The 13,459-nt window shown below is 36.9% G+C and carries 18 protein-coding genes; 9 read left to right on the forward strand and 9 right to left on the reverse strand.

Features of this window, described 5'->3' with window-relative positions; translation table 11 throughout:
• The 4 genes from AAOP42_RS07215 to porY all read left to right on the forward strand — a co-directional run.
• Positions 1 to 241 (forward strand): hypothetical protein (locus AAOP42_RS07215; protein WP_349527807.1); only part of this gene is annotated, 241 nt, incomplete at its 5' end.
• On the forward strand, positions 225 to 968 hold the full coding sequence (locus tag AAOP42_RS07220) for a hypothetical protein (protein WP_349527808.1): 744 nt from the start codon (positions 225 to 227) through the stop codon (positions 966 to 968). The genes AAOP42_RS07215 and AAOP42_RS07220, both read left to right, overlap by 17 nt.
• Before the next feature lie 51 nt (positions 969 to 1,019).
• Positions 1,020 to 1,697, forward strand: a complete 678-nt coding sequence (locus AAOP42_RS07225) for a response regulator transcription factor (protein ID WP_349527809.1) — start codon at positions 1,020 to 1,022, stop codon at positions 1,695 to 1,697.
• The gene (gene porY, locus AAOP42_RS07230) at positions 1,694 to 2,956 is read left to right on the forward strand and encodes a PorY family sensor histidine kinase (protein ID WP_349527810.1); all 1,263 of its coding nucleotides are present in this window, start codon (positions 1,694 to 1,696) and stop codon (positions 2,954 to 2,956) included. The genes AAOP42_RS07225 and porY overlap by 4 nt, the downstream gene beginning before the upstream one ends.
• Before the next feature lie 106 nt (positions 2,957 to 3,062).
• On the opposite strand, the gene AAOP42_RS07235 is transcribed toward porY, so the two are convergent.
• The 6 genes from AAOP42_RS07235 to AAOP42_RS07260 all read right to left on the reverse strand — a co-directional run bounded on the left by AAOP42_RS07235 (position 3,063) and on the right by AAOP42_RS07260 (position 7,137).
• Positions 3,063 to 3,371 (reverse strand): hypothetical protein, encoded by a 309-nt coding sequence (locus AAOP42_RS07235; protein WP_349527811.1) that lies wholly within the window; start codon positions 3,369 to 3,371, stop codon positions 3,063 to 3,065.
• A complete protein-coding gene (locus AAOP42_RS07240; RefSeq protein WP_349527812.1) occupies positions 3,332 to 4,132 on the reverse strand; it encodes a transporter family protein in 801 nt (266 codons plus the stop codon). The genes AAOP42_RS07235 and AAOP42_RS07240 overlap by 40 nt, the downstream gene beginning before the upstream one ends.
• A gap of 89 nt (positions 4,133 to 4,221) precedes the next feature.
• Positions 4,222 to 4,602 carry a hypothetical protein gene (locus AAOP42_RS07245; protein WP_349527813.1) on the reverse strand — a complete coding sequence of 127 codons (381 nt, stop codon included), beginning with the start codon at positions 4,600 to 4,602 and terminating at the stop codon, positions 4,222 to 4,224.
• 58 nt (positions 4,603 to 4,660) lie between these two features.
• Positions 4,661 to 5,449: an SDR family oxidoreductase gene (locus AAOP42_RS07250; RefSeq protein WP_349527814.1), complete on the reverse strand. Its 789-nt coding sequence runs from the start codon at positions 5,447 to 5,449 to the stop codon at positions 4,661 to 4,663.
• A gap of 72 nt (positions 5,450 to 5,521) precedes the next feature.
• Positions 5,522 to 6,025, reverse strand: a complete 504-nt coding sequence (locus AAOP42_RS07255) for a metallophosphoesterase family protein (RefSeq protein ID WP_349527815.1) — start codon at positions 6,023 to 6,025, stop codon at positions 5,522 to 5,524.
• 74 nt (positions 6,026 to 6,099) lie between these two features.
• Positions 6,100 to 7,137 carry a hypothetical protein gene (locus tag AAOP42_RS07260; protein ID WP_349527816.1) on the reverse strand — a complete coding sequence of 346 codons (1,038 nt, stop codon included), beginning with the start codon at positions 7,135 to 7,137 and terminating at the stop codon, positions 6,100 to 6,102.
• A 185-nt stretch (positions 7,138 to 7,322) separates the two neighbouring features.
• On the opposite strand from AAOP42_RS07260, the gene AAOP42_RS07265 reads away from it, so the two are divergent.
• Entirely contained in the window at positions 7,323 to 8,018 is a 696-nt protein-coding gene (locus AAOP42_RS07265) for a 3-keto-disaccharide hydrolase (RefSeq protein WP_349527817.1), read from the forward strand.
• Between the two features lie 11 nt (positions 8,019 to 8,029).
• Here the strand turns inward: AAOP42_RS07265 and AAOP42_RS07270 are convergent, their stop codons facing one another.
• A complete protein-coding gene (locus tag AAOP42_RS07270) occupies positions 8,030 to 8,995 on the reverse strand; it encodes a YpdA family putative bacillithiol disulfide reductase (protein WP_349527818.1) in 966 nt (321 codons plus the stop codon).
• A 4-nt stretch (positions 8,996 to 8,999) separates the two neighbouring features.
• Positions 9,000 to 9,635 carry a 5-formyltetrahydrofolate cyclo-ligase gene (locus AAOP42_RS07275; protein ID WP_349527819.1) on the reverse strand — a complete coding sequence of 212 codons (636 nt, stop codon included), beginning with the start codon at positions 9,633 to 9,635 and terminating at the stop codon, positions 9,000 to 9,002.
• Positions 9,636 to 9,711: 76 nt separating this feature from the next.
• Here AAOP42_RS07275 and AAOP42_RS07280 point away from each other — a divergent pair, with 76 nt between their 5' ends.
• The 3 genes from AAOP42_RS07280 (at position 9,712) to AAOP42_RS07290 (ending at position 11,299) form a co-directional block, all read left to right on the forward strand.
• A complete protein-coding gene (locus AAOP42_RS07280) occupies positions 9,712 to 10,284 on the forward strand; it encodes an RNA polymerase sigma factor (RefSeq protein ID WP_349527820.1) in 573 nt (190 codons plus the stop codon).
• The gene (locus AAOP42_RS07285; RefSeq protein ID WP_349527821.1) at positions 10,281 to 10,538 is read left to right on the forward strand and encodes a hypothetical protein; all 258 of its coding nucleotides are present in this window, start codon (positions 10,281 to 10,283) and stop codon (positions 10,536 to 10,538) included. The genes AAOP42_RS07280 and AAOP42_RS07285 overlap by 4 nt, the downstream gene beginning before the upstream one ends.
• Before the next feature lie 95 nt (positions 10,539 to 10,633).
• The gene (locus tag AAOP42_RS07290; protein WP_349527822.1) at positions 10,634 to 11,299 is read left to right on the forward strand and encodes an energy transducer TonB; all 666 of its coding nucleotides are present in this window, start codon (positions 10,634 to 10,636) and stop codon (positions 11,297 to 11,299) included.
• 60 nt (positions 11,300 to 11,359) lie between these two features.
• Here AAOP42_RS07290 and AAOP42_RS07295 read toward each other — a convergent pair whose 3' ends face one another.
• The gene (locus AAOP42_RS07295) at positions 11,360 to 12,571 is read right to left on the reverse strand and encodes a sodium:calcium antiporter (RefSeq protein WP_349527823.1); all 1,212 of its coding nucleotides are present in this window, start codon (positions 12,569 to 12,571) and stop codon (positions 11,360 to 11,362) included.
• Positions 12,572 to 13,024: 453 nt separating this feature from the next.
• On the opposite strand from AAOP42_RS07295, the gene AAOP42_RS07300 reads away from it, so the two are divergent.
• Positions 13,025 to 13,444, forward strand: a complete 420-nt coding sequence (locus AAOP42_RS07300) for a TerB family tellurite resistance protein (protein ID WP_349527824.1) — start codon at positions 13,025 to 13,027, stop codon at positions 13,442 to 13,444.
• Positions 13,445 to 13,459 lie beyond the last annotated feature (15 nt).

Genomic DNA, 13,459 nt, shown 5'->3' on the forward strand with positions numbered 1-13,459 from the left:
TAAATACCCTGAAAAAGTACGTTTAAACGAAATGAGAAAAGATTTTTTCGATTTCCTAAAACTACCCCCGTCCCCTGAAGGGGTGATCAAAAAGTCCCCTTTAGGGGATTTAGGGGTGATTTTGATGAATTTTCTTAGATGCCAAAATCTTTTCTCGGACACCAATAGAAAATATTCATATTTTCTACAGATTTCATTTTTAGTATTGGTATCAAAAAAAGAAAATGGATTCAAACTTTGATATTTTCGTAGAACACTGGCATCAAATTGCTATAATTTGGTCACAAATTGCACTTGCCTTTGCTGGTATTATTCTGGCCTATTATTTACTGATTTTTACCACTCGAAACTCAATAGCGGAGAAATATAAATTTATCAGCCTCAACGAAATAAAATATTTCTGGTACACTGCCCTGAGCCTGACCATAAGTTTTACTTTCTTTCTCAATGCCATTATGGTGAAAAAGCACAGTACAGCTCACAATTTTGATTTAACAGTTAAGACCATCCTCTCTTTGGGAATAGGCTTTTTAATAGGCTATGTGATCAATACCTACCTCAATGTATATTATCCATTTACACTGGAGAAAAAACTATCTGCACTGCGTTTCAAAAAAAGAATATCTCCAGAGTCGAAAAAAGAGATGCGCCTGCTCAATGAAGATCAGGAAGACATCCACCTTTCAGAAATGATGATTGCTGAAGAAAATGCATTTGCTTACGATTATGATGTTTGGATAGATGACGAAACCGGTTACAAGCTGATAGAAAAGTACGAAGGAAACCTGCATGCTCTTATCTGTGACAAATGCAGGTTTAGAACCCTGAAAGAGTACAAAGAAGAGGTAGAATCCTCACTGGTAAGCGGTGAACCTGACTCTATTGTCAAATATTATAAATGCTCCTACTGTGGACATTTAGAAGAAAAAGTCTCTGAAATTTCAAAATTACAGGCTAATGCACAATAAATTTTGAATGACCCTTAGCTTGGGATCATTCATACCGATTATCTTTAACCTATGAATATTCTCATAGTAGAAGATGAACATGACTTAGCCGAGTCCATAATAAAATATTTGTCACAGGAAGGATACCATTGTGAATGGGCCAATAGTTTTCGTGAAGCTTCTGAAAAAATACATTTACACACTTATGACTGTATTCTCGTTGACATCAATTTGCCCGATGGAAGTGGCATTAAAGTAATAGAAAGGCTCAAACGTGTTAAATCCGAGTCAGGTATAATTATTATCTCAGCCAGAGATTCCGTTGAGGACAAAATTATTGGTTTAGAGATTGGTGCTGATGATTACCTTACAAAACCCTTCCACCTTTCCGAACTCAACGCACGGGTAAAATCGCTTATAAGAAGAAGGAATTTTGACGGAAACAACGAAATCTTATTCAAGGAGATCACGATCTTGCCACAAGAAAGGTTGGTAACCATTCATGGTGAGCCTATAAAACTCACCAAGAAAGAATACGATTTGCTTCTCTATTTTGTATCCAACCCAAATCGGGTGATAACCAAAGAATCTATCGCAGAACATTTATGGGGCGATCACATGGATATGGCTGATTCCTTCGATTTTATATATGCCCATTTGAAAAATCTCAGAAAAAAAATCCTTGAAAAAAAGGGTGGTGATTACATTCAAACGATATACGGAGTAGGATATAAATTTACCAGATTTTGAAATTACTCTCTCTCACCAACAGGTACTATCTGGCATCAATTCTACCCATTTTACTGGTAGGAGGTTTTTTGGCATACATCATTTTAAGAGGAATAATCAACCATGAATTCAATGAAAAACTCTTCGCCGAAAAAAAGCAATTTATTCATGAATGGCACACATATAAAAATTTGAGGGAAACTCTCTATCTGAATGTGGGAGATAAAATTGAAGTAAAAGCGGTTGAGTATGATCCTGAAATAGGATCAATTCTCTCTGATACAATCATGTACGACAGCTTCGAAAAAAAAGAACTGCCTTATAGGTTACTAAAATTTTCACATAAGTTTGATGATCGGTTTTATCTTGTTACCATTACCAAATCCATGCTCCCAACCGAAGATTTAATTCAGGGAGTCGGACAAATAATCCTAATACTGATAGCAGGGCTTGTATTAAGCCTTGGGTTTGTAAGCAGGGCTATTTCTAAAAAAATATGGACACCATTTAACAACACTATTTTTTCTTTGAAAAACTACCAGATAGCAACACCCGCAAATATTAATTTTGACAAAACTACAATAGATGAATTTAAAGAATTAAACCGGGTATTGATCCACATGATCGATAAAAGCAGGAAAGACTATGTGAGCCTGAAAGAATTTACAGAGAATGCTTCACATGAAATTCAAACCCCATTGGCGATTATTAAATCTAAAGCAGAACTCTTATTGCAAAATGGCAACCTGGATCAGGAAAATCTGGAAGATGTAGGCAAGATATATGAAGCAGCAAACAGGCTGTCTCGCCTGAAGCAAGGGCTGACTATGCTGGCAAAAATGGACAACAACCAGTTTGAAGAAGTAGAACCAATAGAAGTAGCAGAATTAATAACAAGTAGCCTGGAAAATTATGAAGAGCTAATTGCCATGAAAGAGATTAGTCTAACAAAAACATACAATAGCAGCCCTACTCTGGTATTGAACAACACATTGGCCTATGTGTTGGTAACCAACCTGATCAACAATGCCATAAAGCACAACCTAAAGCAAGGAAGCATCAATATAATATTGAATAATGATGAACTGATCATTGAAAATCCGGGACAGCCATTGAGCGATGATCCTGAAAATTATTTTAATAGATTTAAAAAAGGAAGTGCTCAGTCAGATTCTTCAGGATTGGGCTTGGCCCTTATCAAAAAAATATGTGACATCTATGACATGAGAATAAGCTACACTGTGAATGAAGCCAAACACAGGATAGCTATTCAGTTTTAATTTGATCTACAATGCCTGAATAATAAAAGTCGTGACATATTTCCGTTCGAAAATATTGCCACGACTCTATTCCGTTTAATCTGAACTTAAGCAGAACTAACTCATATTAAAAAGCATACTGCCATCCTAAAATCAGTACAGAAGTAGTCTTCATCTGAGGGCCATTCAGGTTTTGATAAACAGGCACCCCGTATTCCAATGCTACCCGTTGATTTTTCAGAAATCCTGATTGACCGATCATGTTGATCCCCAATGCAAGGTTTACTTTTTCGCCACCCTGAAATGCCGGATGTGCCGTTTGCACCGGAAGCATGATGTCATCATCCTGACCTCTGATCTCACCTATAGTAGAAAAAGATGGTCGAATAGAGCTACTCAACCAAGAATTGATCCTGTAACTTGCCCAAGCAGACATATCCAACTTATTGCCAAATCTGTATCTTGCTTGTTATCAGAAAGCCTCAAAGTACCACTCAATTGTCCTCCCCATCCAAAATTTTCTGCCCTTCTGTTAAAAGTAATACCTGGAAGAAAATCAAATGATCCAGATCCTAACTGCATCGGATAAGGCGCACGAACAGTTGGCCTCATGTTCATTGGAGTGAGAACTTCACTTGTCTCTGTGATCGACCCTGTAGGCAAACTGACACCAACATTTAAGTGAATAGAATTTGCTTCCTTTTTAACCAACTTGATCAAAGCAGACAATTTAATGTCTCCTATACCAGATGTGCTGGTAGAAAAAGTACCCAGTTCAGTTGTGCCTGATCCGCCTTGAAAAGTCACCAAGTCCATGTCGTTTTGAATATACATGCCCATGCCCATCAGGGTGATCCAGTCAGATGGTGCATACATCATGCCCAGCATGTGCATATTCATAGTCATATTAGCAGGAACTACCCTTAGGGTAGGGGGCATTCCTGTCATTCCGGCAAACATATTTGGTACTGTAGTGGCAATCGTCACGGGCGACACTTCATTGCTACCAATTAAGTTGTCTTTCATGTTCATCCTCATAAGGCGATAGGAAAACATCACCTCTCCTTTATTATGCAAATGATCTCCCATCACACCTATAGGAGCATGACTATTGGGAGATGAAACTGTAGATTTGCTTTCCTGCGCATACAGAACAGCTGATATGCAGCAAAGCAATGCTGTTATTAAAAATTTCATTATTGATTAGATTAAAAATAATAGATACCTCGGACAGACTTTTCATTCATTGAAATACTGAAATTGAGGATAAAAAAGTACAATTTGAATTAAATCAAATTGGAGCTGGGAGGATGGAAGATTCCCTTTATGTAGGAAAAAGAATATTCTAACTGAAAGCCCTCTAACAAAACTTTAGGTGAATCCAATGGTACAAAAACCTTGGAAATCTCTTCAAAATACAAAGCCAATGCCATACGTTTGGTATCTGAAGTAGAGGAGGTTTTTTCAGACTGTTTTTTTTCCAGGCGATTTTTCAGATAACATGCCCCTCCACAAATTGTGATGGGCTTGTTCCGGTTTACGCAAAGTACATCTCGTATATAATTCTTATTCAACTCAAATTCCAGATAGATCAGAGGAAAGCTAACAGAACTTGCCAAAATCACCGGAATAAAAAATAGAGTGATATATTTCTTAAGACGATACATTTAGGCAACAAAAGAAAATATTTTTATTAACAAAAAACTCAATAACAAAGAATATTAATCAAATGGCAGTTGTTTTTCCTCCATCTACCGGAATACTCGTGCCATTGATATATGCAGCTGCAGGAGTTGAAAGAAAAGCCGCCAATGATGCCACTTCATGAGCTGCTCCGATTCTTCTGGCCGGAATATCCGCTTCCAAACCAGCAACTACTTCCTCTCTTGATTTTCCGGTTTTCTGCATCAAATTTTCGATTACATAGTCGAGTCTCGTCGTAGCGGTAAACCCAGGCAGTACATTATTTACCGTAATGCCAAATGGAGCCAATTCATACGACAATGTTTTTGCCCAACTGGCTACTGCACCTCTTACGGTATTTGACACTCCCAATCCGGGGATGGGTTGTTTGACAGAAGTAGAAATAATATTTATAATTCGTCCATACCCTTTCGCCATCATACAAGGAGATAGTTCCTGTACCAGCAAATGGTTGCATTGCAAATGTGCTGAGAGCGTATCAGAAAATTTTTCGTATTGCTCGTCCAAAATTTGACCTCCGGAAGGCCCTCCGGTATTGTTGATCAAAATTTCGGGCTGGTTTCCTCTGTTTATAAAATCTTCAATCCTTTGTTTCAATATTAATGGTTCACCAAAATCTGCCACAATGTACTCATGAAGTTGATGCTCATTTTGAGAAAGTGTGCTGAGTGCTGCTTTCAGGCTTTCTTCGTTTCTGGCTACCAGAACTACTGATGCCCCAAGCTCAGCCAATTCTTCTGCAATCGCTTTGCCTATTCCTTGTGTACTGCCACATACTATCGCCTGTTTTCCTGATAAATTGATGTTCATTTTGTATTTCTGTTTGTTTTCATTGAGATCGTTTCATTCCTTGCGATGACGTTCGGGCTTAACTAAACGACATTACCCTTTTGCCCTCAATCCCAATTCAATTACCTGTAAATTTTTAATCTTTCCATTTTCCAGATCAAACCTCATCACGGTTCTCATTCTATGAAATCCATGGATGCCAGCTGCTCCGGGATTTATATACAATACGTTTTTGCGTTTAGGATCATGCATCACAGCACAAATGTGTGAATGTCCACAGATAAAAACGTCCGGTTGAAGTGATTCTATCAGAGGTCTGGTTCGTGTATTGTAGCTGGGAGGCTTCCCTCCAATATGTGTCATCCAAACTTTCACCCCTTCCCTCAGTAGTTTTTGATCTTCCGGGAAAACGGTTCTCACCTGATGACTGTCAATATTTCCATAGACCCCATACAATGGTTTGAAGCTTTCCAATTGCTCTATCACATCAAAAGATCCGACATCTCCGGCATGCCAAATTTCATCCACTTCTTTGAAATAATCAAATACCTTAGGATCCAGGTAACTATGGGTATCAGAGATTAGTCCTATTTTCATTTAGCCTTTTTAGCGAAATTATTATTTCTAAATGTTGAAACTCCTATTTAAGCTGTGAAATTTCAAAAAACATTTCAGGCATGTAAATCCGGTCTAATGATTACCATCCACAGACTCATTTTCACGATTTCACCCATGTTTTTGCATTTTAGAAATCGTGGTTCCCCATAATAATCTGCTAAATCTCTTTTGAGTGTGTTCACATTTTTAGGAAACGATATGGTGTCGGTCATCATGGTTTTCATCAAATCTACAACTCTTTTTCGAGCTATTTTGAGGCGACCTGCAATCAACGACCTTTCTTCTTTTTGATACTGACGAGCAGTCTCAGGAGTCATCAATTTTACTCCCAATTCTATTAGTGGATTGTTTTGTTTGAAATACTGAGGCAAATAGATATTTTTTCTCCCTTCATAAGATTGTTGATCGAAATCTATGGATCTTATCCTGTAGGTGATCTCTTCAAAATCCGGAATAATATTGACTACAAAATTGCTGGAATGCATGTCTCCAAGCAAACGAACAAAACACCTTTCGTTGAATTTAACAAACTCTTTGGCCAACCGGATTTTATTCACTCCTTTGTCGTGCATATTATGTTGAATGAATTTGTCACCGGGAATTCCTACAATATGCTCTTCCACCAGGGAATCTTTATGCACAACATAATTGATCCTGTTAGGAGAAAGAAGATGTTCCAACTCCAATCCATAAACTCTGGAGGCATCTGCGTTCTTTATATAGAAGTAGTCAAAATTGTCATTAATCTTATTGACAATCCTAACCCTGAAAGGCCTGGTATTACCATAAACACAAAGATCCACACGATCAACATTTAGGTGTTTCATCACACTTACATCACCTGCCGATCTTATTTCAGAGTAAACCTTTTTCAATGCAAGGTGAATGTCTTTCATTTCATCCTGAGGATAAAATACCGTTTCCCAAAGGGTATCTTTACCCGTATTGTCATATAATGGTATGCTGTTGTCATACCTTAATAAGTCATTGTATTCTATGGGTACTTTGACCGCCCTCTTATATTTTTTAAGGTATTCTCTAAGTCCTGCACTTATCTTAAAAGGAATTTTCTTCTTACTGATTATTGCCATCTGACTATTCTCTCAGGTTCTGTCCATAATTTACAGCAATCTCCAAAAATTATCATCAATAATTACGGTGAGTAAACTTATATTTTTCTTCCTCATACAAACACGTCTTAACGTTTTACTGCTTTCAGGAATAAATACTTAACTTAGAAAACTCTAAAATCAACTATGTAAACCTATTATTATACATGAAAAATATCATCCTCAGCTTTGTCATCCTTACTATGGCAATGAACTGTCAGTCTCAAAAAACCATTAGCCTTTTCAATGGTAAAGACCTGAGAGGCTGGCACATAGATGTACCACAAATGGATAACAACCCTGATGCCATCAATCCATTTATTATTAGAAATGGAATGTTCGTGAGCTTGGGAACTCCGGGAGGGCACCTCATTACTGATGCAAAATACCAGGATTACAGACTGGAAATAGAATACCGTTTTGCGGGAAAACCGGGTAATTGTGGTGCTTTGGTTCACGTTTCGACACCAAGGGCATTGTATGACATGTTTCCAAAATCTATAGAGGTTCAAATGATGCACGAAAATGCCGGAGATTTTTGGTGCATCGTACAGGACATCACTTCAGATGATATGGTCGTACGTCGTGGGCCTAAAGAAGAGTGGGGCATTGATGGTGATAAAAAACGCAGAATAAAGAATCTTACTGACGGATCAGAAAAACCCTTAGGAGAATGGAACAGCCTTACCATAGAATGTCTCAAAGACAAAATAAAGGTTTGGGTCAACGGAGACCTTGTCAATTATGGCTATAACGCCACAGTGAGTGAAGGGCAAATAGCACTACAGTCTGAAGGGGCAGAAGTGGAATTCAGGAAGGTTGACTTTACACCAATTACTAAGTTGAGCGATACCGCACCATAGTTGTATATGAATTAAGCTTTTCTTTCAGTGATTGTTTTTACAATCACCTCGGCATGCACCCTTGAGTTTTCAATAAACCATTTGTTGGTTTGTAAACCACCACATATCACGCCAGCCAGAAAAATATTGTCAACGTTGGTTTCCATTGTTTCGGGACTGTGTGATGGCGTTTTCATACTGTCTCTGCCAATTTCTATTCCCATAGATTCAAGCAAAGAAAAATTGGGCTGATAGCCTGTCATAGCCAAAACAAAATCATTTTTAATAGTCAGTTTTCCTGCAGGTGTTTGAATGTCAACTTCGGTTTCCCGAATTTCAACAACGCTGGAATTGAAGTAAGCTTTAATCGAAGATTCTTTGATTCTGTTTTCAATATCAGGCAACACCCAATACTTCACTCTGGGATTGATTTCCGGTTCTCTGACAACCATGGTTACTTCTGCTCCTTTCCTGTATGTTTCCAATGCTACATCCACTGCTGAATTTGCCGCTCCTATCACTACTACTTTTTGACCGAAATAAGGATGTGGTTCATCATAGTAATGTTTTACTTTGGGAAGCTCTTCACCTTTTACATTGAGTAAAAATGGCAAATCATAAAAGCCGGTAGATAGTATGATGTTTTCGGCTATGTAGCTTCCTTTTGTGGTTTTAATTACAAATCCACCTTCTTTTGCTACACTTTCTACAGGTTCATAAAGCTGAATGTTCAGTTTCCAGGAAACTGCCACCCGTCGATAGTATTCCAGTGCTTCTGACCGGGTAGGTTTATTATTGTGCGAAATAAATGGCACTCCTCCAATTTCCAGTTTTTCTGATGTAGAAAAAAAAGTCATATTGTAAGGATAATTGTAAAGTGAATTCACCAGACAACCCTTTTCCATTATCGCATAGGACAACCCAGCCTTTTCGGCTTCTATTCCACATGCCAGACCTATTGGTCCGGCACCTATTATTACGATATCGTATCTTTTCATTCAGTCATTTTTTCACTGTCTCAAAAGTATGTAATCCCAGAGGAGAAATACAATAATCCATTCTGACATCAGTTGGTTCCGTTTCTGGAATTAAATCTACCGGAGGCATCAGACTCAATCCAACCTTGACACAGCCGGTTCTGCATTTTGACAAAAAAAGATCATAATACCCTTTTCCGTAACCCACTCTGTGCCCTGTTTTATCAAAGATTAAAAGAGGAATCAATACCATATCTATTTGTGATTCTGAAACCTGTACCCCGGATTCTGGTTCAGGAATTCCCCATTTGTTTGACTTCAGTTCTACAGATTTGTCATAAATAAAATGCTCCAGGTTATTAGAAGACAAATCACTTTTAGAAATCACTACATACTGATTATTCCTTTCTAAATACTCAACAATATGCCAGGTATTTACTTCATTTTGTTTTTCTATTGGTAAAAAAACATGGATGTATTTGTGTCGATTCAAATCAAATGACCTTTCAAATATTTTTAAAAGATATTTACTTGTCTGCTCTATCTGACTTTGAGGCAGAAGTCTCCTTTCCTCTAAATAAGTCGCTCTAAGTAACGCCTTTCCCGAAATAGATTTTTTGTGTCCATCACCCATTGAACCGGCTTTTTGAGTATTCACCATTAAAAACAAAAATATAATATCTTTATCTGTGACTTTACCGAACTTGAAGAGTTATTATATAAAAAAAGCCCATTCTTTGAGTAAAAGGGAAAATATCGACGAGGAAATCCTAAAAGAAGAACAACTGATTGAAGCTTCAAAAAAGGATCTTGGGCAATTTGAATATTTGTATAACAAGTACTATGAATCGATATTTAGATATGTGTACCACAGAACCGGAGATGAGGATGAAACGGCAGATATAGTTTCGAAAGTATTCATCAATGCCATGAATGCCTTAGACAAATACGAATGCAGAGGGCTACCGTTTGGTGCATGGCTTTTTAGAATCGCATCAAACGAAACAAAGAAATATTTCAGAGGAAGTAAAACAATGGTGCTCTGTATTGACGAACAAAAATTAGCAGAGTTATGGAATTGTGGACAGGTAGAGGACGAATCAGATAAAGTTCGAATAATAGAAAAATTGATTGAACATCTGAATGAAGAAGAGATTGTTATTTTACAATTGAAATATTTTGAGGATAAAAATTTTAAGGAAATTGCTTTGTTGCTAAACAAAAAAGAAAGTGCTGTAAAAATGAAAATGTACAGGGCACTGAACAAACTAAAAAGCATGTATGATAAGATTGACCCTTTAGATAAATGACCAAGTATGATATTAGAATAAAGAGAAGGGCTCTTTCGCAAGGGCAAATCGCCAGACACAAAGATTTCAGGAGCTTAAGGAATTTTAAGGACTCTGAGGACAAATCAAGTGGTATGGTCAGAATAGTGTTGATTATTATAGCTCTGGTATTATTTATTGGTATGACAATACTTGGAATAATTAGAATAAAAGAAGAAAAACCATTGCCGGAATCTGGCAGTGACATGGAAATCTTCGAAGAGTTTAACCATTAAAAATAAGGTACTTCCCGGGACATCCTTATTTCCATTTTACGGCATCACACAGATGCTGAACTATAATCTATTTTTTTAACTAAAAATTTATAATCATGGAATTAAGAAAGATGACCAAATTGGATTTGGATCGAAAAAGAGGAATGTTTTTTAACATTGGATTGGCTATAAGCCTTGCCCTCGTACTTACCGCATTTGAATGGAAATCGGCGGAAAGTCCACTAGTTGTTTTCGAGGATCAAAACGAAGAATTTGAGATACTAATGGAGGTGCCCCTTACCCAAATCCCACCTCCGCCCCCTCCTGTGCAGCAACCTGTAATACAAGAAGTATCCAATGAAGAAATAATAGAAGAAGTGGATGATATTATTATAGATCAGGAGTTTACTGAGGAGTTGATTTTGGAAGATATTTCATTTGATGAGCCAATTGCTGAGAAGGCCGAAGAATATATTGATTTCGCAGAGCACATGCCAATTCCGCTTATGGGCATTAAAGAGTACTACCGATTTATCTCCAAGAACATGAAATATCCGAACCAGGCACGCCGGATGGGTATAGAAGGAAAAGTATTTGTACAATTTATTGTCAGCAAAGAAGGGGAAGTTACCCATGTGAAGACCATGAAAGGAATTGGTGGCGGGTGCGACGAAGAGGCCGAACGGGTAATATCTCTATCTCCTAAATGGAAACCCGGAAAGCAAGGTGCAAGAAGTGTAAATGTAAGAATGGTTCTTCCAGTATATTTCAACCTTCAATAATCAAAAAAGCCTTATCCCAATTAAGTGGATAAGGCTTTTTCTATATTATTTCGAAGGAATCTATCTAATTCCTACAAATTCTAAAACAGATAATAAAACATTGGCTATTGAAGCAGCAAACTCATTACCGGCACTTCTACCTACTATATAGAGTATAAACAGGAAGTAAATCGCTAAGAGCAAAAGAGCTTTTCCTTTGCCCATATATTTTCCTGTGGTATAAACTACCACCGCAATGACAGTAAGCAACAATAACAAAAATCGAAGCTCAGCACTAAGATTAATTAACTCTTCTGGCATTTGTATTGGCCCATGTAATATGGTAAACAAAAACAATGGAAAACCCAGTGCAAAACAAACATCAAAGATATTACTTCCCAGAGCATTAGATATTGCATCATCATACTTACCTCTTTGTGCGTCTTTAATGGAGATAATGGTATCTGGGAAGCTAGATGCCGCTGAGGCTAATACTAATGCTACGAACATCAAAGGAATGTTTAATCCATGAAATTCACCAAGAAACGGAACTTGATAAACATCAGCTCCCATCCATTCACAGGCGATAACCAGTAAATAACATACCAAGGCAATAGATACTGTAGCAAATAGCAAAAGTGCCCATGCCCTCAGATCGTTCATTTTATTGGATCCTATAAATACTCTTTCCAGATCAAACGTTATAAGGCCTTTTAAAAAAGACCCTTGCTCTTCTCTTTCTTCCTCTTCTTCCTCCTCTTCTATAATCGATTCCCCATTTTTCTCTGCCGCCAAAACTGCCTTTTTTTGAGACATACTCATAGAAATAAACATATATGAAATATAAGCTAAGTAAACCAGCATAAGTATCAGGCCATGCCACCAGTCTAGGCTTGAGCCACTTATCAATACAAGAAAAATCGTTTCAGTAAGAATCAATGCAATCCCATCCCTCATCAATACCTTTTTAGAAACTTCAATTCTTTTAGTCAGTCCTATACCAATTACTGCCAAAATCGAAACTGCAGGTATAACCATCCCATTAAAAATAGCACTACCTGCTGTAGTACCAATTCCACCGGAAAAACCTGAAGCATCCATGAGCACAAATAAGAAGAATAAGGAGGTAAATACTTCAGGCATTGAGCTGGCCACAGCATTTATAGAAGCACCTCTGACTCCTTCTGATAAATTTCTACCAATGTACTCTGATGCTGCCATGAACCCATCTCCGGCTCTCCAAATAACGAGACAAGCAAAGGAAATTAAAAGTAATGGAATTAAAATGCCCATAATTTGTGCAAGAGGTTAAGGTTAAATATATCTACAAGATACTAAAATTGGAAAATTATAAGAAAAATCCTTCACTTCCTAATTTTTGTCATAGCTGATTGGAAACCTAAATTAAGTGAATTTTTAAATATCAGCCAACACTATTCTAAATTATATTATTCTTCACTTAATTATACCTTTTTTAATAATCTTTTTAAAACCTCATTACTTTGTTTAAAACAATTCAAAATGCGTTGAAATTTTATGCTATTTTTGAAAAATAACAAAAAAGATTGAGGTAGAATTGATGTTCAAAAGATTTTTGATAGAAGCTCATAAATAAGATACTGGATCAACAAAAAACCGGAAAACAGAAAAATATTATATGCGATTTTATCTTCATACAAACTTAAAATCAGATTCAATTCCTAATCTTTAAAAAATGATTATATTTAATTTTTAATAATATAAAATATGGGTAGCGTTGATTTTAATCCACAGTTAAGTCTTTTAATCCAATTGTCTCTGATCGACAATAACCTGTCTCCAAAAGAACAAAGAATGATCTACGCTTTGGGAAAAGCGAACAAAATTCCGGAAAAAGAGATTGAAGAAGTATTCAACTATCACCTAAGGCATGCCAGACATGAAATGCCAACGATAACCAATTTAAGTGATGAAGATAAGTTTGATTACTTATTCAATATTGTACAGTTAATGAAAGTAGATGAGCAGGTTTATTTGAGTGAGATTAAATTTTGTCAGAACCTGGCAGAAAAACTTGGGTTCAAAAAAAATGTAGTAAAAGAATTATCAGCGAGAATATTTAGCGACCCTACTCTGACAATTGACAAGGAAGGCTTGAAAGAACAAATCATGAAATATAGAATATAAACGGTATTCTTGAAT

The organism is Reichenbachiella sp. MALMAid0571 (assembly GCF_040151475.1).
In the GTDB taxonomy this organism is placed as follows: Bacteria; Bacteroidota; Bacteroidia; order Cytophagales; family Cyclobacteriaceae; genus CAXBNB01.

Bases quoted from the DNA above. Each gene is read 5' to 3' on its own strand.
- AAOP42_RS07220 (WP_349527808.1), top strand. From the start codon at position 225: ATGGATTCAAACTTTGATATTTTCGTAGAACACTGGCATCAAATTGCT.
- AAOP42_RS07225 (WP_349527809.1), top strand. From the start codon at position 1,020: ATGAATATTCTCATAGTAGAAGATGAACATGACTTAGCCGAGTCCATA.
- AAOP42_RS07235 (WP_349527811.1), bottom strand. From the start codon at position 3,371: ATGTCTGCTTGGGCAAGTTACAGGATCAATTCTTGGTTGAGTAGCTCT.
- AAOP42_RS07240 (WP_349527812.1), bottom strand. From the start codon at position 4,132: ATGAAATTTTTAATAACAGCATTGCTTTGCTGCATATCAGCTGTTCTG.
- AAOP42_RS07245 (WP_349527813.1), bottom strand. From the start codon at position 4,602: ATGTATCGTCTTAAGAAATATATCACTCTATTTTTTATTCCGGTGATT.
- AAOP42_RS07250 (WP_349527814.1), bottom strand. From the start codon at position 5,449: ATGAACATCAATTTATCAGGAAAACAGGCGATAGTATGTGGCAGTACA.
- AAOP42_RS07255 (WP_349527815.1), bottom strand. From the start codon at position 6,025: ATGAAAATAGGACTAATCTCTGATACCCATAGTTACCTGGATCCTAAG.
- AAOP42_RS07260 (WP_349527816.1), bottom strand. From the start codon at position 7,137: ATGGCAATAATCAGTAAGAAGAAAATTCCTTTTAAGATAAGTGCAGGA.
- AAOP42_RS07265 (WP_349527817.1), top strand. From the start codon at position 7,323: ATGAAAAATATCATCCTCAGCTTTGTCATCCTTACTATGGCAATGAAC.
- AAOP42_RS07270 (WP_349527818.1), bottom strand. From the start codon at position 8,995: ATGAAAAGATACGATATCGTAATAATAGGTGCCGGACCAATAGGTCTG.
- AAOP42_RS07275 (WP_349527819.1), bottom strand. From the start codon at position 9,635: ATGGTGAATACTCAAAAAGCCGGTTCAATGGGTGATGGACACAAAAAA.
- AAOP42_RS07285 (WP_349527821.1), top strand. From the start codon at position 10,281: ATGACCAAGTATGATATTAGAATAAAGAGAAGGGCTCTTTCGCAAGGG.
- AAOP42_RS07290 (WP_349527822.1), top strand. From the start codon at position 10,634: ATGGAATTAAGAAAGATGACCAAATTGGATTTGGATCGAAAAAGAGGA.
- AAOP42_RS07295 (WP_349527823.1), bottom strand. From the start codon at position 12,571: ATGGGCATTTTAATTCCATTACTTTTAATTTCCTTTGCTTGTCTCGTT.
- AAOP42_RS07300 (WP_349527824.1), top strand. From the start codon at position 13,025: ATGGGTAGCGTTGATTTTAATCCACAGTTAAGTCTTTTAATCCAATTG.